Genomic DNA, 17,756 nt, shown 5'->3' with positions numbered 1-17,756 from the left:
ATCCAGGCTGCACGCGGCCGCGGGAGTGGGTCGCACTCCCGGCCAGACCATGCAGGGGTCAATCGATACTGACGCCGGAGAAAACGTTGCGTCCGAAGGGGCTGACCTTGAAATCGTTGACGTTACTGCTCAGCGGTTGGTTGACCGTGGAGTGGGCCACGGGCGTGATCGGTACCTGTTGCTTGAGGCGTTGCTGGGCCTGCTGGTAGAGGGCGCTGCGTTGTTCGCGGTCGGTGACCTGCTTGGCTTGCTTGACCAACGCGTCGTACTGCGGGTCGCACCACAGCGAGTAGTTGTTGCTGCCGATGGCGTCACAGTTGTAGAGCGTGCCCAGCCAGTTGTCGGGGTCGCCGTTGTCGCCGGTCCAGCCGATCAGGGCGATATCGTGCTCACCGCTCTTCATGCGCTTGAGGTATTCCCCCCACTCGTAGCTGACGATGCGCACTTTGAAACCGAGCTTGCTCCAGTCGGCCTGAAGCATTTCGGCCATGAGCTTGGCGTTGGGGTTGTAGGGGCGCTGTACGGGCATGGCCCAGAGGGTGATTTCGGTGCCTTCCTTGACCCCGGCCTGCTTGAGCAGGGCCTTGGCCTTTTGCGGGTCGAACGGTGCGTCCTTGAGCGAGTCGTCGTAGGACCACTGCGTGGGCGGCATGGCATTGACCGCAAGTTGCCCGGCTTCCTGGTAGACGGCCTGGATGATCGCCTGCTTGTTCACCGCCATGTCCATGGCCTGGCGTACTTCGAGGCGGTCGAAGGGTGGGTGCTGGGTGTTGTAGGCGATGTAGCCGAGGTTGAAGCCGGGCTGCTGCAGCACCTGCAGCTTGCCGTCCTGCCTGAGTGCGGGCAGGTCGGCCGGGCGCGGGTGCAGGGTGACCTGGCATTCGTTGCGGCGCAGCTTCTGGATGCGTACCGACGGGTCGATGTTGATGGAGAACACCAGGTTGTCGAGCTTCACCTGGTCGGGGGCCCAATAGTCCTTGTTGCCCTTGTAGCGAATCTGCGCGTCTTTCTGGTAACGCTGGAACACGAACGGGCCAGTGCCGATCGGTTTCTGGTTGATGTCGCTCGGCCTGCCCTCGGCCAGCAGGTGTTCGGCGTACTCGGCGGAGAGGATCGCGGCGAAGGCCATGGCGAGGTTCTGGATGAACGCGGCATCGACCTTGTTGAGGGTGAACACCACGGTCAGCGGGGCGGTCTTCTCGACCTTGGCGATGTTCTTGTCCAGCCCCATGCTGATGAAGTACGGAAATTCGGTGGGGTAGGCCTGGCGGAACGGGTGCTGCTTGTCGAGCATGCGGTTGAAGGTGAACAGCACGTCGTCGGCGTTGAAATCCCTGGTGGGCTGGAAGCCCTTGTTGGCGTGGAACTTCACCCCGGGCCGCAGGTGGAAGGTGTAGCGCAGGCCGTCGTCGGAGACCTGCCAGTCGGTGGCCAGGGCTGGATGCACGGCGGTGCCGCCGCGCTCGAACTCGACCAGGCGGTTGTAGATCGGTTCGGCGGCATCGTTGTCGGTGGCCGAGGTGTACTGGGCGGTGTCGAAGCCTGCCGGGCTGCCTTCGGAGCAGAACACCAGGTTGTTGGCCAGTGTCAGCGGCGCGTGGCTCAGCAGGCCGAGTGCAAAGAGGGTGGAGCACAGCGTGGTAGGGCGCATGGCAAATCCTTTGTCCTGGTCTTTTCTGGCCGCGACAGGCAAAGCGCGGCGATGACATCCCGGCCCTGACGATAGAGTCGTCAAGGCGTGGGAGCCATGGTTCAGAGACTGATAAGGGAGCGGGAGTATTCCGGCGACTGCGGTGGAAAAGTCCTACGCGCCGCCCGGTCATGTAATCGCCCCGCCGCAAACCGTGCGGGCGGGGCGGGCATGGCCGTTACTTGTCCACGCTTACCCCGTAGAAGGAGTTCAGGCCGAAGGGGCTGATCTTGAAGTCCTTCACGGACGTGCTCATGGGCTGATACACGGTGGAGTGGGCGATCGGGGTGATCGGCACCTGTTCCTTGAGGATGTGTTGCGCCTGCTTGTACAGCTCGGTGCGTTTAGCCTGGTCGGGGGTGGCCTTGGCTTGCTTGATCAGGTCGTCGTACGGCTTGTAGCACCACTTGGAGAAGTTGTTGCCGTCCATGGCGTCGCAGCCATAGAGGGTGCCCAGCCAGTTGTCCGGGTCACCGTTGTCGCCGCTCCAGCCAATCAGCATGGCACCCTGCTCACCGCCCTTGGAGCGCTTGATGTACTCACCCCATTCGTAGCTGACGATCTTGGCCTTGATACCGATCTTGGCCCAGTCGGACTGCAGCATTTCGGCCATCAGCTTGGCGTTGGGGTTATAGGGGCGTTGCACCGGCATGGCCCACAGGGTGATCTCGGTGCCTTCCTTGATGCCGGCTTCCTTGAGTAGCTGCTTGGCCTTCTCGGGGTCGTACTTGGCATCCTTGATGGTGGTGTCGTAGGACCACTGGGTTGGCGGCATGGCGTTGACCGCCAGCTGGCCGGCGCCCTGGTACACCGACTCGATGATCTGCTGCTTGTTCACCGCCATGTCCAGGGCTTCACGCACCTTGAGTTGCGACAGCGGGTTAGGCTCGTTGCTGCCCTTGACCTTGTCCATCACGTTGTAGGCGATGTAGCCGAGGTTGAAACCGGCCTGGTCGGGCATCTTCAGCTTCGGGTCCTGCTTCAGCGGCTGGATATCGGCCGGGCGGGGGAATAGGGTGACCTGGCACTCGTTCTTCTTGAGCTTCTGCATGCGTACCGAGGCGTCGGTGCTGATGGCGAAGATCAGGTTGTCGATCTTCACGTCCTCGGGCTTCCAGTAGTCCTTGTTGCCCTTGTAGCGGATCTGCGCGTCCTTCTGGTACTTGCTGAACACGAATGGGCCGGTGCCGATCGGCTTCTGGTTGATGTCGGCAGGCTTGCCTTGCTTGAGCAACTGGTCGGCGTATTCGGCCGACTGGATCGAGGCGAAGCTCATGGCCAGGTTCTGGATGAACGCGGCGTCGACCTCGTTGAGGGTGAACTTCACGGTGTGGTCATCGACCTTCTCGACCTTGGCGATGTTCTTGTCCATGCCCATGTCGGTGAAGTACGGGAATTCGGTGGGGTACGCCTTGCGGAACGGTTGGTCCTTGTCGAGCATGCGGTTGAAAGTGAACAGCACGTCGTCCGCGTTGAATTCGCGGGTCGGCTTGAAGTAGTCGGTGGTGTGGAACTTGACGCCTTCACGCAGGTGGAAGACGTAGGCCTTGCCGTCGTCGGACACTTCCCACTTGGTGGCCAGGCCCGGAATCACCGCGGTGCCGCCACGTTCGAATTGCGTGAGCCGGTTGAAGATGGTTTCAGCCGAGGCGTCGAAGTCGGTTCCGGTGGTGTATTGGCCTGGGTCGAAGCCGGCCGGGCTGCCTTCGGAGCAGAACACCAGGTTGGTCGCGGCGAGGGCGGAGGGAGCGCCGGCTAGCAAGCCTGCGCCGACCAGGAACGGAATGACTGCGTGTTTGAGCATGGTGGCCTCATTGTTGTCATTTTTTTAGAGTGAGGCGGCCTCGTGAGCCGACCTGCGGATACTTATGCAGGGGCTATTCCCAATGCAACACTCAGCAGGGTGGTTGGCGGCAAAACGTGGGACGGTCGTACATGGATGTCGCAAAAATATAAGTTTGTCGAATGTTGATCGTTTGCGTGGCCTGAAATTGCAAGAATTTCAAGATGTTTCGCATTTTCGATGACAGACGGACGCACCTGATTGGTGCGTAGGAATAGTCGGAAAGTGCTGTCCGAGGCGGATTTCACCGCCACGGACATCCACTTGGAGGGGTCAGGGCACCTGGACTTCGATCAGGCCATCGGCGCTCATGCTGACTTCGCTGGTGCCGGCCTCGATATCAGGCGCTGGCGCCGCTTCGTCGGCAGCCTTGGCCATCATCGCCATCGGTGCGCTGCGCAGGTACGGGCGCGGGTAGCCGCTGCTGTTGAGGTTCAGGCTGACCACCTTGTAGCCCTTGCCGCCGAGCGCTTCGGTGGCCAGCTGGGCGCGAGCCTTGAACGCGGCCACGGCATCCTTGAGCAGCTCGTCTTCGCTGGTCTTGCGGGTGGCCGGGGCGATGGAGAAGTCCATGCCGCCCATCTTCAGGTCCTGCAGCAGTTCGCCGGTGAGCTTGGACAGGGCCGGGAAATCGGCACTTTCCAGGCGCAGTTCGGCGCGCTCACGCCAGCCGGTGATCTTCTGCCCCTTGGTGTCGTAGATCGGGTAGCTGTTGCGGCTGCCCTGGCTGATCTTCACGTCCTTCACGTCACGGGCCTGCTGTACGGCCTTGTTCATGGTTTCGGTGATCTGCTTGGCGAGCTTGCCCGGGTCGCTGTTCTGCGCTTCGCTGTACAGCGTCACGACCATCAGGTCGCGGGCGACTTCCTTGCTGACTTCGGCGCGCAGCGACACCTGGTTGTAGCGTGGCTCGTCGGCGGCCACGGCGGGCAGGGTGGCGAGCAGGCCGCAGGACAGGGCGAAGGCTTTGCCGCGACGGGAAATGTGCATGTGTAGCTCCTTGGCAATGAAAAGCGTGGTTAGAACGTTCGTGCCACGCATGGCCGATCAGACCGGGGACAGTTTAGGCAGTTCAAAGCGACAAGCGGCAAGCTGTAAGAAAGTATGTGGGTATTATCGAGATAAGTTTCACAGCCCCTAGGTCAAAGCATCAAATGAAGGTTCGCCGCGAGAACGCTTGAAGCTTGTAGCTAGAGTCTTGAAGCTGACTCCTGTGGCGCTTTGCCGCATCGCTGCAGCGAGGCGCCTGGCTTCGGTATACTCCAGCCGATTTTCTTGGAGCCTCATCGGGAGAGCTCATGCTCGCCGCCGCACATCCGCTGTCCGCTACACGCCAGAACCTTTGGCGCCTGACCTTCATCCGCATCCTTGTGCTGGCTGCCCAGGCCGGTTCCGTGGGCGTGGCCTACTGGACCGAGTTGCTGCCGCTGCCATGGTTTTCGTTGGTGGTCACCTTGGCCCTGTCGTCGCTGCTGTGCGCGTTCACCGCCGTGCGCTTGCGCCTGTCACTGCCGGTCACCGAACTTGAGTACGCGCTGCAACTGGCCTGCGACCTGCTTATCCACAGCGCGCTGCTGTATTACTCCGGTGGTTCGACCAACCCCTTCGTCTCTTATTACCTGGTGCCGCTGGCGATCGCCGCCGTCACGCTGCCGTGGATCTACTCGCTGGTGCTGTCGGGCATCGCCCTGGTGGCCTACAGCCTGCTGTTGGTGCAGTTCTATCCGCTGGAAACCTTGCCGCAGTCGGGCGACACCATGCAGGTCTACGGCATGTGGCTGAGTATCGCCCTGGCCGCGGCGGTGATTACTTTCTTCGCCGCACGCATGGCCGAGGAGTTGCGCCGCCAGGAGCACCTGCGTGCCGAGCGCCGTGAAGAGAGCCTGCGCGATGAACAACTGCTGGCAGTGGCCACCCAGGCCGCCGGCGCCGCCCATGAGCTGGGCACGCCGTTGGCGACCATGAGCGTGCTGCTCAATGAAATGCGCCAGGACCACACCGATCCGTTGCTGCAGGAAGACCTGCAGATCCTTCAGGACCAGGTCAAGCTGTGCAAGGAAACCCTGCAGCAACTGGTACGCGCTGCCGAAGCCAACCGCCGCCTGGCCATCGTCGAGCAGGACGTCACGGCCTGGCTCGACGAAGCGCTCAACCGCTGGCACCTGATGCGCCCGGAAGCCAGCTACCGTTTCCAGCGCCTGCGTGATGGCCAGGTACCGCGACTGGCGCCGCCGCCCGACCTGACCCAGGCCCTGTTGAACCTGCTGAACAATGCCGCCGATGCCTGCCCGGACGACCTGGAGGTGCGCCTTGACTGGGACGCCCAGGACATCGTCATCAGCATCCGCGACCATGGCCCCGGCATGCCGCCGGCCATTGCCGAAGCGATCGGCAAACCCTTTATTACCACCAAGGGCAAAGGCTTCGGCCTGGGCCTGTTCTTGAGCAAGGCCAGCGTGACGCGTGCGGGCGGTTCGGTGAAACTCTATAGTCATGAGCAGGGTGGCACCCTGACCGAATTGCGCCTGCCCCATGGCAAGCGAGGAGATGAATGATGAGCGAAGAAAACCAGGTCGAAGGCGAAGAACTGCCGCACCTGCTGCTGGTGGATGACGATGCCACCTTCACCCGGGTCATGGCGCGGGCCATGAGCCGCCGCGGTTTCCGCGTGAGTACCGCAAGCTCTGCCGAGGAAGGCTTGAAGCTGGCCGAGCAGGACCTGCCGGACTACGCCACGCTGGACCTGAAGATGGAAGGCGATTCGGGCCTGGTGCTGCTGCCCAAGCTGCTGGAGCTGGACCCGGAAATGCGCGTGGTGATCCTGACCGGATACTCGAGCATCGCCACTGCGGTCGAAGCGGTGAAGCGCGGGGCCTGCAACTACCTGTGCAAACCTGCAGATGCCGACGATGTGCTGGCTGCACTGCTGTCGGAGCACACCGACCTGGATGCCCTGGTGCCGGAAAACCCGATGTCGGTGGATCGCTTGCAGTGGGAGCATATCCAGCGCGTGCTGGGCGAGCATGAAGGCAATATCTCCGCCACCGCGCGAGCGCTGGGCATGCACCGGCGCACCTTGCAGCGCAAGTTGCAGAAGCGCCCGGTACGGCGCTAAAGGCATCGCGGGGCAAGCCCGCTCCCACGTGGGAGCGGGCTTGCCCCGCGATTGTATTTAGAAGGCTCTTACCCCCGAGCGGTCAACTCGCACCGCCAGTGGCCCTGCACCAGCAGGCGCCTCGAACGCCACCAGCCCTCCAGCCGGCACCTTGGCCCGGCCAATGACCTTGCCATCACGCAGCAACTCCAGCGGCATGCCTGCCAGCGACTGACCCGAAGCCAGCTCCAGTTTGATCTTGATGTTCATCGGTGACCTCCTTGTCACGCATTGCGATCGATGTAAGTGGTTGCCACGCTGTCCAGGCTGGCGATCAGCTCCGGCGAGCCGCCGCGGAACTGGCGGAACAGGTTGCGCCCGCGCTGCTTGCCGTCCAGCGGTACCTGTACGGTCGGGTGGAACTGCTCGCCCAGTAGGGCATAGGCGCTCCACGGCCCGATATAGGACTCGTTGAACTGTTCGCTCACGCTGAAGGCGTAACGCACCGAGTTGCCCCGCTGCCAGTTGAGGCCATCCGGTTCGGTGCTTTGCCAGCCGATGATGGCCGGTGACGCACTCGGTGGGGCGATGAATCCGCTGGGGGTATTGGGCTTGTAGTCCTTGAGCAGCAGGTAGGTGCTCCAGCCCCACCAGTCGGCGATGCGCTCGCGGTCGTTGAGGTTGTTGACGTCCTTGCGCCGCAACACGGTCTTGCCGTCCTGGAAATACAGCGGAGCAAAGTTGCCCGGCACCAGGTCCTGCTCGGCGGCGTGCAGATCCGGCGCCAGGCGCAGGGCGGCATAGTCCTTGGCCAAGGGCAGGCGGCCATCGACGAACGCCTGGAACACCTCGTCGGCCGAGCGCTGCACTGCCCGGCCGACCTGGCGACGGTTGGCCACATCGACGCTGTCGAAGTAGCGTTTGTCGCCATAGGCGCGCCATTGCTCGCCTTCGGCGTTGCGCACCAGCAGGCCGTACTTGCTGTCTTCATCGTGCATGAAGCGCGAAATCAGCGAGCCGACGTCGCTCGGGGTGACGCTGTCGGCCAGGGCCTTGCGCGGCACCCGCAAATGGCCGGCGGAGAACAGGTCAGTGAGGAAGTGATCGGCGAAGGCATTCATGGCGTAGGCCAGTTGCAGGTCGCGCTCTTCGCCACTGGCATGCGCCTTCACGGCTTGCTGCAAGGCTGCGGCGTGGCCGGCCTGGTAGGCCAGCAGCGCCCAGGGGCCGAAATGGTCCCAGTTGCTGGCGGCCAGCTTCAGGTAGCGGCCAAGCGGGAACAGGTCGGACGCGAAACTGCCGCCGCCGGTGATGCGATTCCAGCGTGCCGACAGGCTGTCGCCCAGTGCGTCGTAGGCTTCGTGGGGCTGGCGGCCGTCCTGGATGGCCTGGTTGGCGGCGGCGATTTCTTCCTGCATCACGGCGAGGATCTGCCCGGCTTCTTCCTTGGCCGCCGGCAGACGAGCCAGGGAGTCGAAGGCCTGGGTGAAGCGTGTGATGCGTTCGGCCTCGCTGGCGCCATCGGCGATGGGTCGCTCGGGTACGCCATAGAAGTCGCCGCCCAGGGCGATGACCTGGCCGTAGGTCAGGCTCAGGCCGTTGGGCAACGGCAGGGGCGACTGGTGGGCGGGGATGCCCGGCTGGCCAGCTTCATAGCGCAGCAGGGTGTTGTCACCGATAGCGGTGTGCTCACCCCCTTCGAAGAACAGCTCGGGTTTGCGTTTGGGCGCTTGGCCTGTGCCTTGTGGCACGGCGAAGCGATGGTACTTGAGGGTGTGGTGGCCGTGCATGACCAGCATCAGCTGGCTGTCCGGGCCGGGAAGGTCGATGCCCTGCGGGTCGAACAATTGATCGAGGTCGGCAACGACCTGTTTGGCCTGGGCTTGGTTGGCCACGGGCGCGGTTTGCATTCCTGACATGATCAGCTCCTTGCGATGTCGGGATAATCCATTTTGAACTGTATGTATATACAGTATTCACCATCATATTCGGGAAATTTCCTACGTCAAGCTCAGTTTGTGCTGCCAACTGGCACCTTCGATGGGCGCAAGGCCCTGGCACTAACGTATGATTAGCCCCCTAACGGCAACTCCCAGGATCAAGCTGCATGCTCGCCCTTCTTATCCAGACACTGAACATCACGGCGCCCGTGTTCGCCATGCTGTTCATGGGCGTGCTGCTCAAGCGCATCCGCGTGATCGACGACAACTTCAGCAAGGTCGCGTCATCGCTGGTGTTCAACGTCTGCATGCCGGCGCTATTGTTCCTTGGCATCTACCACGCCGACCTGGCCGCCGCGGTCAAGCCCGGGGTCATCCTCTACTTCATCGTTGCCACCCTGGTGGGGTTCGGCCTGGCCTGGGGCCTGGCGATCTGGCGCTGTCCGCAGGCGGACCGAGGGATCTACACCCAGGGCGCATTTCGCGGCAACAATGGCGTGATCGGCCTGGCGCTGGCCGCCAGCCTCTACGGCGACTACGGTATCTCCCTCGGCGCGGTGCTGGCCGGGCTGGTCATCCTCATGTACAACTCGCTGTCGGCAGTGGTACTGGCGGTGTACAGCCCGGACCTGAAGTCCGACCCGTGGAGCATCTGCAAGAGCATTCTCAGCAACCCGCTGATCATCAGCGTGCTGCTCGCAACGCCCATGGCCTATGGCCAGGTGCCGCTGCCCAACTGGCTGCTGACGTCTGCCGACTACCTGGCGCAGATGACCTTGCCGCTGGCGCTGATCTGCATCGGTGGCACCTTGTCGCTGGCGGCGCTGCGCGACAGCGGCAGGCTGGCGTTCGATGTGAGCCTGGTGAAGATGGTCTGGCTGCCGCTGCTGGGTACCCTGGGCGCCTGGCTCTGCGGTTTCCGCGGGGCCGAGCTGGGCATCCTGTTCCTCTACATCGGCAGCCCCACCGCGGCGGCGAGCTATGTGATGGCGCGGGCGGCCAACGGCAACCACGAACTGGCCGCCTCGATCATCGTGATCACTACACTGATGGCGGCCATCACCACCAACATCGGAATTTTCGTCTTGCAGTGGGGCGGCTGGATCTAGAGCTTGACTGCACACAACACCAACAACACGGCCTCACCTAAAGGACACTTCATGCAAGACCAGAGCACGCCCGAGCGCTTGCAGCGCGGGCTGAAGAATCGCCATATCCAGCTGATCGCGCTGGGCGGTGCCATCGGCACCGGGTTGTTCCTGGGCATCGCCCAGACCATCCAGCTGGCCGGCCCCTCCGTGCTGTTGGGCTATGCCGTCGCCGGCCTGATGGCCTTCCTGATCATGCGCCAGCTTGGCGAGATGGTGGTCGAGGAGCCGGTGGCCGGCAGCTTCAGCCACTTCGCGCACCACTACTGGAGCGAGTTCGCAGGCTTCGTCTCGGGTTGGAACTACTGGGTGGTCTACGTGCTGGTCGGCATGGCCGAGCTCACCGCCGTGGGCATCTACGTGCAGTACTGGTGGCCGGATTTCCCCACCTGGGCCACGGCAGCGATCTTCTTCGTGGCCATCAACGCCATCAACCTGACCCAGGTGAAGGTGTATGGCGAGATGGAGTTCTGGTTCGCCCTGATCAAGGTGGTGGCCATCGTCAGCATGATCGGCTTTGGTGCCTGGCTGCTGGGCAGCGGCCACGGCGGGCCGGACGCCAGCGTCGCCAACCTGTGGCAATACGGTGGCTTCTTCCCCAATGGCGTGACCGGGCTGATCATGGCGCTGGCGGTGATCATGTTCTCCTTCGGCGGCCTGGAGCTGGTCGGCATCACTGCTGCCGAAGCCGAAAACCCGCGCGAGAGCATCCCCAAAGCCACCAACCAGGTGGTGTATCGCATCCTGATCTTCTACATCGGTGCCCTGGCGGTGCTGCTGTCGCTGTATCCGTGGCAGAAGGTGGTGCAGGGCGGCAGCCCGTTCGTGATGATCTTCCACGAGCTGGACAGCGACCTGGTGGCGACCATCCTCAACGTGGTGGTGCTGACCGCCGCGCTGTCGGTGTACAACAGCTGTGTCTACGCCAACAGCCGCATGCTGTTCGGCCTGGCCTCCCAGGGTGATGCGCCGCGCCAGCTGCTCAAAGTCAGCCGTCGGGGCGTGCCGCTCACCGCATTGGGCGTGTCGGCATTCGCCACGGGGATGTGCGTGCTGATCAACTACCTGATGCCCGGTGAAGCCTTCGGCCTGTTGATGGCCCTGGCCGTTTCGGCGCTGGTGATCAACTGGGCGAGCATCAGCATCACCCACCTGAAGTTCCGCAAGGCCAAGCTGGCGGTCGGCATCACGCCGTCCTACCGCAGCTGGGGGCACCCGGTGAGCAACTACCTGTGCCTGGCGTTCATCGTGCTGATTCTGGTGGTGATGTACCTGACGCCACCGATTCGTATCTCGGTGATGCTGATCCCGGCGTGGATCCTGGTGCTTTGGGTGGCGTTCCGCATGAAGAAGGCCCGTCAGGCCAAGGCCTGACTTCGGTTTTCGCGTTGGCTTCTTCGCGGGTAAACCCGCTCCCACAGGTGCTGTGCCATCCCAGGGAATGCACAGTACCTGTGGGAGCGGGTTTACCCGCGAAGAGGTTTGTGAGCTCTCAGTTCTGGTAGCTGTCGATCACTTCCTGCGCCGCCCGGAACGCATCGATCGCCGCCGGTACGCCGGCATACACGGCGCAATGCAGCAACGCCTCGCGAATCTCCTCCACCGTACAGCCATTGTTCAACGCCCCGCGCACATGCCCCTTGAGCTCTTGCGGGCACTTGAGCGCGGTCAGCGTTGCCAGGGTGATCAGGCTGCGGGTCTTCAGTGGCAGGCCGTCGCGGGCCCAGACGCTGCCCCAGGCATGTTCGTTGACGAAGTCCTGCAGCGGTTGGGTGAACGCGGTCGCATTGCCCAGGGCGCGGTCGACGAAGGCATCGCCCATCACCTGGCGGCGAATGCTTTCGCCGGTCTGTTTCGTGTCAGCCATGTTGTTTTCCTTAGTGTTGGCGGCGCCAGGCGCGCACCGTCGTATACAGCAGCACGACGCCGAGCGCTGGCAGAACGTAGAACAGCATCAGGTTTTCCAGGCGCCCGGCCAGGGGCAGCCCGGTGGTGAACGTCACCACGTGCAGGCCGTAGGCCAGGTACAGGCAGAGGAACACCAAGCCCTCGGCGCGGGTCACCCGAAAGCCCGAATAGAACACCGGCAGGCACAGCGCCGCGACCCCGAGCATCACCGGCAGGTCGAAATCCAGGGCGTTGGGCGAGATCGACAGCGGCTCGGGTGCAACCACGGCGGTCAGCCCCAGCACCGCCAGCAGGTTGAACAGGTTGCTGCCGATTACCGTGCCCACGGCCACCTCGCGTTCGCCGCGCAGCGCGGCGATCAGGGCGGCGGCCAACTCCGGCAACGAAGTGCACACCGCGACCACGGTCAGGCCGATGACCCGTTCGGAGAGCCCGAGGTCGGTGGCGACCTCGACGGCGGCCTGCAGCAGCAGGTGCCCGGCCAGGCTCAGCAGGCCGAGGCCCAGGAACACCTGCAGCAATACGCCGCTCCAGAAGCGTCCGGCGCCTGTGACCGGCGTATTCGCTGCCGGGTAGGTGCGCGCATGGTGGCGTGACTGGTGCCGGAGCATCAGCAGGTAGCCGAGCAGGCCGAGCAGCAACAGCGCACCTTCGAAGCGCCCCAGCTGGCCATTGCCGGCCAGCAGATAGACCAGGCCGCTGGCGGCGATCATCAAGGGAATGTCCAGGCGCACCAGCTGGCGCGACACGCGCAGCGGAATGATCAGCGCGGCCAGGCCGAGAATCACCAGCACGTTGAAGATATTGCTGCCGATCACGCTGCCCACCGCCACATCAGGCGCGCCTTGATAGGCAGCCTGCAGGCTGACGGTGAGTTGCGGCGCGGTACTGCCGAACGCCACCAGGCTCAGGCCGATGATCAGCGGGCGAACATGCAGGCGGGTGGCCAGGCGCAGCGCCGCGCGCACCAGCAGCTCGGCGCCGAGGATCAGCAACAGCAGGCCCAGGCCCAGTTGCAGCAGGCTGAAGGTGGGGAGGGTGGCCAGGTCGAAAATGGCGAGGGCTCCAGTCAGGTCAATCGCTCAGACCTTGTACCCGGACTCGCGCCGTTCCGCTACGGAGCATGCCGATTTTTTCTGCTGCGGCGCGTGACAGGTCGATCAGCCGGCCGCGTGTGTGCGGGCCGCGGTCGTTGATGCGTACCACCACGCTGCGCTGGTTGGCGAGGTTGGTCACCAGCACCCGGCTGCCGAAGGGCAGGCTGCGGTGGGCGGCGGTGAGGCCATGCTGGTTGAACGGTTCGCCACTGGCGGTGCGTTTGCCGTGGTGGCGGCTGCCGTAGTAGGAGGCGGTGCCGGTTTCGTTGTAACCGCGTGGGTCGATGTCGTGGCTGGCGCAGCCGGCCAGCAGGGCGAAGAGGGTGAGGCTGGTGAGGAAATATTTCTGCAATTTGGAAGCTCCGCCATTGGGGCCGCTGTGCGGCCCTTCGCGGGTAAACCCGCTCCCACAGGTATGTCGCTGTCCTGTGGGAGCGGGTTTACCCGCGAACGAGGGCGAAGCCCTCGCCGCGCTTTCAGGTCACCCTTCGAGCTTGGACTTGAGCAATTGGTTCACTTGTCCCGGGTTGGCCTTACCTTTCGAGGCCTTCATCGCCTGGCCGACGAAGAAGCCGAACATCTTGCCGCGCTTGGCTTCGTCAGCGGCGCGGTACTGTTCGACCTGGTCGGCGTTGGCGGCGAGCATCTCGTCGAGCATCTTGTCGATCGCGCCGGTGTCGGTGACCTGCTTCAGGCCTTTGCTTTCGATGATGCTGTCGGCATCGCCTTCGCCAGCGGCCATGGCCTCGAACACGGTCTTGGCAATCTTGCCGCTGATGGTGTTGTCACGGATGCGCAGCAGCATGCCGCCCAGTTGCTCGGCGCTGACCGGCGACTGATCGATCTCCAGGCCCAGCTTGTTCAGCAGGCTGCCCAGCTCGACCATGACCCAGTTGGCGGCCAGCTTGGCGTCGCCGCCGATCTTCACCACCTGTTCGAAGTAGTCGGCCTGTTCGCGGCTGGAGGCCAGCACGTTGGCGTCGTAGGCCGACAGGCCGTACTGGCTCTGGAAGCGTTCGACTTTCTGCGGTGGCAGCTCCGGCAGGCCGGCGCGCACGCTGTCGAGGAACGCGGGCTCGATGACCACCGGCAGCAGGTCCGGGTCGGGGAAGTAACGGTAGTCGTTGGCTTCCTCCTTGCTGCGCATGGAGCGGGTCTCATCCTTGTTCGGGTCGTACAGGCGGGTTTCCTGCACCACCTTGCCGCCGTCCTCGATCAGGTCGATCTGGCGCTGGATTTCGCTGTTGATCGCGCGCTCGATGAAGCGGAACGAGTTGACGTTCTTGATCTCGCAGCGGGTGCCGAACTCGGCCTGGCCTTTCGGGCGGATCGACACGTTGCAGTCGCAGCGCAGCGAGCCTTCGGCCATGTTGCCGTCGCAGATGCCCAGGTAACGCACCAGGGCATGGATCGCCTTGACGTAGGCCACGGCCTCTTTGGCGCTGCGCATGTCCGGCTCGGAGACGATCTCCAGCAGCGGCGTGCCAGCGCGGTTCAGGTCGATGCCGGTGGCGCCGTTGAAGTCTTCGTGCAGGCTTTTGCCGGCGTCTTCTTCAAGGTGCGCGCGGGTCACGCCAATGCGCTTGACGGTGCCGTCTTCCAGAGCGATGTCCAGGTGGCCCTTGCCGACGATCGGCAGGTCCATCTGGCTGATCTGGTAGCCCTTGGGCAGGTCAGGGTAGAAGTAGTTCTTGCGCGCGAACACGTTGCGCGGGCCGATTTCGGCATCGATCGCCAGGCCGAACATGCACGCCATGCGCACGGCTTCCTGGTTGAGCACCGGCAGTACGCCGGGCATGCCCAGATCGACCAGGCTGGCCTGGGTGTTCGGCTCGGAACCGAAGGTGGTGGCGCTGCCGGAGAAAATCTTCGACTGGGTGGCGAGCTGGGTATGAATTTCCAGCCCGATCACAACTTCCCATTGCATGTGTGAATTCCTCAGAAGCCGTTGGGGGCGCGGGTGTGCCAGTCGGTGACTTGCTGGTAACGGTGCGCGATGTTGAGCAGGCGGCCTTCCTGGAAATACGGGGCCAGCAGCTGCACGCCCACCGGCAGGCCATCGACGAAGCCGGCCGGCATCGACAGGCCCGGCAGGCCCGCCAGGTTGGCGGTGATGGTGTAGACGTCTTCCAGGTAGGCGGCGACCGGGTCGCTGCTCTTGGCGCCGAGCTTCCAGGCCGGGTTTGGCGTGGTCGGGCCGAGGATCACGTCGACGTCGTGGAAGGCGGCCACGAAGTCGTTCTTGATCAGGCGGCGGATCTGCTGCGCCTTGACGTAGTAGGCATCGTAGTAGCCGGCCGACAGGGCGTAGGTGCCGACCATGATTCGGCGCTGCACTTCGACGCCGAAGCCTTCACCGCGCGAGCGCTTGTACAGGTCGGTGAGGTCTTTGGGGTTTTCGCAGCGGTAGCCGAAGCGCACGCCGTCGAAACGCGACAGGTTGGAGGAAGCTTCCGCCGGGGCGATCACGTAGTAGGCCGGGATGGCGTGCTGCATGTTCGGCAGGCTGATTTGCTTGACCACGGCGCCGAGCTTTTCCAGCTCCTTGACGCTGGCATGCACCAGTTCGGCGATGCGCGGGTCGAGGCCGGCACCGAAGTATTCCTTCGGCACGCCGATGCGCAGGCCTTGCAGCGAGCCGTTCAGGCTGGCGCTGAAGTCTGGCACTGGCTCGTCGACCGAGGTCGAGTCCTTGGCGTCGAAACCGGCCATGCCTTGCAGCAGCAGGGCGCAGTCTTCAGCGGTACGGGCCAGCGGGCCGCCCTGGTCGAGGCTGGAGGCATAGGCAATCATGCCCCAGCGCGAAACACGGCCGTAGGTCGGCTTGAGGCCCGTCAAGTTGGTGAAGGCCGCCGGTTGGCGGATCGAACCGCCGGTGTCGGTACCGGTGGTGGCCGGCAGCAGGCGCGCGGCCACGGCCGCGGCCGAGCCGCCGGACGAACCGCCAGGCACGTGTTCCAGGTTCCACGGGTTCTTCACCGCGCCGTAGTGGCTGGACTCGTTGGCCGAGCCCATGGCGAACTCGTCCATGTTGGTCTTGCCCAGGGTGACCATGCCGGCTGCGGCCAGCTTGGCGACCACGGTGGCGTCATACGGGGCGGTGAAGTTGTCGAGCATCTTCGAGCCGCAGCTGGTGCGGGTGCCGTTGGTGCAGAACAGGTCCTTGTGGGCGATCGGCGCGCCCAGCAGCGCACCGGTTTCACCGGCGGCGCGGCGGGCGTCGGCGGCGCGCGCCTGCTCCAGGGCCTGCTCTTCGGTGACGGTGATGAAGCTGTTGAGCTGTGGGTCAAGCTGCTTGATGCGCGACAGCAGCGCGCCGGTCAGTTCTGCCGAAGAGAACGACTTGTCAGCGAGGCCGCGGGCGATCTCGGCCAGAGTGAATTGATGCATGGCAGGCGCTATCCCTTAATCGATGACTTTCGGAACCAGGTACAGACCGTTCTCGGTCGACGGGGCGACGGCTTGATACTGGTCGCGCTGATTGCTCTCGGTGACCTGGTCGGGACGCAGGCGCTGGGTGGTTTCCAGCGGGTGGGCGAGGGGTTCGATGCCTGTGGTGTCGACGGCTTGCATCTGGTCGACCAGCCCGAGAATGCTGTTCAAGGCGTCGGTAATGCGTGGCAGCTCGCCTTCATTCAGGCCCAAGCGGGCCAGATGGGCGATCTTTTCCACGTCGGAGCGTTGCAGCGCCATGGGGATCTCCAGGGGGAACGATGAACGGAATTGTCCGCTAACAAAATGAGGAACATGTCAGGATTCTGGCGGTCAAAGGGCCGCGATCATCGGTAGGCATGCTCGGAAAAACAGCCAATTTAACATATTGGCTCCTTGCCCAAAATCCCTGCCATTGTTAGAGTTTGCCGCACTTTTTTACCCACGCTTTCCCCAGGGTCACTTTCCCATGTTCAAGAAACTGCGTGGCATGTTTTCCAGCGATCTGTCTATCGACCTGGGTACTGCCAACACCCTTATTTACGTGCGTGAGCGCGGTATCGTCCTGAATGAGCCCTCGGTTGTTGCCATCCGTACCCACGGCAACCAGAAAAGCGTCGTCGCTGTCGGTACCGAAGCCAAGCGCATGCTGGGCCGTACGCCCGGCAACATCGCGGCCATTCGTCCGATGAAAGATGGCGTGATCGCCGACTTCAGCGTTTGTGAAAAAATGTTGCAGTATTTCATCAACAAGGTTCACGAAAACAGCTTCCTGCAGCCCAGCCCTCGCGTGCTGATCTGCGTGCCGTGCAAGTCGACCCAGGTAGAGCGTCGCGCCATTCGCGAGTCGGCCCTGGGTGCCGGTGCCCGTGAAGTGTTCCTGATCGAAGAGCCGATGGCCGCTGCCATCGGTGCCGGCCTGCCGGTCGAAGAAGCCCGCGGTTCGATGGTCGTCGATATTGGTGGTGGTACCACCGAAATCGCGCTGATCTCGCTCAACGGCGTGGTTTATGCCGAGTCCGTGCGTGTTGGCGGCGACCGCTTCGACGAAGCCATCGTCACCTACGTGCGCCGTAACTACGGCAGCCTGATCGGCGAGTCCACCGCCGAGCGCATCAAGCAGGAAATCGGCACCGCCTACCCGGGCGGCGAAGTGCGCGAAGTCGACGTCCGTGGCCGTAATCTGGCCGAGGGCGTTCCACGTGCCTTCACCTTGAACTCCAACGAAGTGCTTGAAGCTCTGCAAGAGTCGCTGGCGACTATCGTCCAGGCGGTCAAGAGCGCCCTGGAGCAATCGCCGCCTGAGCTGGCCTCGGACATCGCCGAGCGCGGCCTGGTGCTGACCGGTGGTGGCGCGCTGCTGCGTGACCTGGACAAGCTGCTGGCCCAGGAAACCGGCCTGCCGGTGATCGTCGCCGAAGACCCGCTGACCTGCGTCGCCCGTGGCGGCGGCCGCGCCCTGGAAATGATGGACAAGCACGCGATGGACCTGCTCTCCAGCGAGTGAGCCCTGACGCTGCCGTTTCATCACCCGGTTTACAGGTAGCACGCGCAGTGCTACCTGTATGCGCTGGGTTGGCGCCCGTGAGGGCGTCGTTTTCCGT

Annotated in this window: 16 protein-coding genes; 5 read left to right on the top strand and 11 right to left on the bottom strand. The window is 63.6% G+C overall.

The features are described from left to right. Positions 1–58: 58 nt before the first annotated feature. From EJA05_RS22965 to EJA05_RS22955, 3 genes are all read right to left on the bottom strand, one after another. On the bottom strand, positions 59–1,651 hold the full coding sequence (locus tag EJA05_RS22965) for an ABC transporter substrate-binding protein (protein WP_125860115.1): 1,593 nt from the start codon (positions 1,649–1,651) through the stop codon (positions 59–61). Between the two features lie 217 nt (positions 1,652–1,868). Beyond that, the gene (locus tag EJA05_RS22960; protein ID WP_125465367.1) at positions 1,869–3,494 is read right to left on the bottom strand and encodes an ABC transporter substrate-binding protein; all 1,626 of its coding nucleotides are present in this window, start codon (positions 3,492–3,494) and stop codon (positions 1,869–1,871) included. A 312-nt stretch (positions 3,495–3,806) separates the two neighbouring features. Beyond that, on the bottom strand, positions 3,807–4,523 hold the full coding sequence (locus tag EJA05_RS22955) for an SIMPL domain-containing protein (protein ID WP_125465366.1): 717 nt from the start codon (positions 4,521–4,523) through the stop codon (positions 3,807–3,809). A 308-nt stretch (positions 4,524–4,831) separates the two neighbouring features. On the opposite strand from EJA05_RS22955, the gene EJA05_RS22950 reads away from it, so the two are divergent. Then, complete coding sequence (locus tag EJA05_RS22950) at positions 4,832–6,088, top strand: ATP-binding protein (protein ID WP_125860113.1); 1,257 nt, start codon at positions 4,832–4,834, stop codon at positions 6,086–6,088. Further along, positions 6,088–6,648, top strand: coding sequence for a response regulator transcription factor (locus tag EJA05_RS22945; RefSeq protein WP_110993462.1), 561 nt, complete (start codon positions 6,088–6,090; stop codon positions 6,646–6,648). Before EJA05_RS22950 ends, EJA05_RS22945 begins: the two co-directional genes overlap by 1 nt. A 57-nt stretch (positions 6,649–6,705) precedes the next feature. Here the strand turns inward: EJA05_RS22945 and EJA05_RS22940 are convergent, their stop codons facing one another. Together EJA05_RS22940 and EJA05_RS22935 are read right to left on the bottom strand one after the other, a co-directional pair. Then, positions 6,706–6,897: a hypothetical protein gene (locus tag EJA05_RS22940; RefSeq protein ID WP_125860111.1), complete on the bottom strand. Its 192-nt coding sequence runs from the start codon at positions 6,895–6,897 to the stop codon at positions 6,706–6,708. Positions 6,898–6,911: 14 nt separating this feature from the next. Beyond that, positions 6,912–8,546: a phospholipase gene (locus EJA05_RS22935; protein WP_125860109.1), complete on the bottom strand. Its 1,635-nt coding sequence runs from the start codon at positions 8,544–8,546 to the stop codon at positions 6,912–6,914. Between the two features lie 188 nt (positions 8,547–8,734). On the opposite strand from EJA05_RS22935, the gene EJA05_RS22930 reads away from it, so the two are divergent. After that, complete coding sequence (locus EJA05_RS22930) at positions 8,735–9,676, top strand: AEC family transporter (RefSeq protein WP_125465363.1); 942 nt, start codon at positions 8,735–8,737, stop codon at positions 9,674–9,676. 51 nt (positions 9,677–9,727) lie between these two features. Continuing rightward, a complete protein-coding gene (locus EJA05_RS22925; protein ID WP_125465362.1) occupies positions 9,728–11,089 on the top strand; it encodes an amino acid permease in 1,362 nt (453 codons plus the stop codon). Positions 11,090–11,207: 118 nt separating this feature from the next. Here EJA05_RS22925 and EJA05_RS22920 read toward each other — a convergent pair whose 3' ends face one another. The 6 genes from EJA05_RS22920 to gatC all read right to left on the bottom strand — a co-directional run bounded on the left by EJA05_RS22920 (position 11,208) and on the right by gatC (position 16,413). After that, a complete protein-coding gene (locus EJA05_RS22920) occupies positions 11,208–11,582 on the bottom strand; it encodes a carboxymuconolactone decarboxylase family protein (RefSeq protein WP_125465361.1) in 375 nt (124 codons plus the stop codon). Between the two features lie 10 nt (positions 11,583–11,592). Beyond that, positions 11,593–12,636, bottom strand: a complete 1,044-nt coding sequence (locus EJA05_RS22915) for a calcium/sodium antiporter (protein WP_125860107.1) — start codon at positions 12,634–12,636, stop codon at positions 11,593–11,595. A gap of 61 nt (positions 12,637–12,697) precedes the next feature. Beyond that, a complete protein-coding gene (locus EJA05_RS22910) occupies positions 12,698–13,072 on the bottom strand; it encodes a septal ring lytic transglycosylase RlpA family protein (RefSeq protein ID WP_125860105.1) in 375 nt (124 codons plus the stop codon). 129 nt (positions 13,073–13,201) lie between these two features. Continuing rightward, a complete protein-coding gene (gatB, locus tag EJA05_RS22905) occupies positions 13,202–14,647 on the bottom strand; it encodes an Asp-tRNA(Asn)/Glu-tRNA(Gln) amidotransferase subunit GatB (protein WP_125465358.1) in 1,446 nt (481 codons plus the stop codon). Positions 14,648–14,658: 11 nt separating this feature from the next. Further along, on the bottom strand, positions 14,659–16,110 hold the full coding sequence (gatA, locus tag EJA05_RS22900; RefSeq protein WP_125465357.1) for an Asp-tRNA(Asn)/Glu-tRNA(Gln) amidotransferase subunit GatA: 1,452 nt from the start codon (positions 16,108–16,110) through the stop codon (positions 14,659–14,661). 15 nt (positions 16,111–16,125) lie between these two features. Beyond that, positions 16,126–16,413: an Asp-tRNA(Asn)/Glu-tRNA(Gln) amidotransferase subunit GatC gene (gene gatC / locus EJA05_RS22895; RefSeq protein ID WP_110993452.1), complete on the bottom strand. Its 288-nt coding sequence runs from the start codon at positions 16,411–16,413 to the stop codon at positions 16,126–16,128. A gap of 208 nt (positions 16,414–16,621) precedes the next feature. On the opposite strand from gatC, the gene mreB reads away from it, so the two are divergent. Next, positions 16,622–17,659, top strand: a complete 1,038-nt coding sequence (mreB, locus tag EJA05_RS22890) for a rod shape-determining protein MreB (protein WP_003255163.1) — start codon at positions 16,622–16,624, stop codon at positions 17,657–17,659. Positions 17,660–17,756 lie beyond the last annotated feature (97 nt).

Origin of the sequence: Pseudomonas oryziphila (assembly GCF_003940825.1) — a bacterium.
Taxonomy (GTDB): Bacteria; Pseudomonadota; Gammaproteobacteria; order Pseudomonadales; family Pseudomonadaceae; genus Aquipseudomonas; species Aquipseudomonas sichuanensis.
The sequence above is the reverse complement of the archived record's forward strand: the minus strand, read 5'-3'. Positions and strand labels throughout refer to the sequence as shown.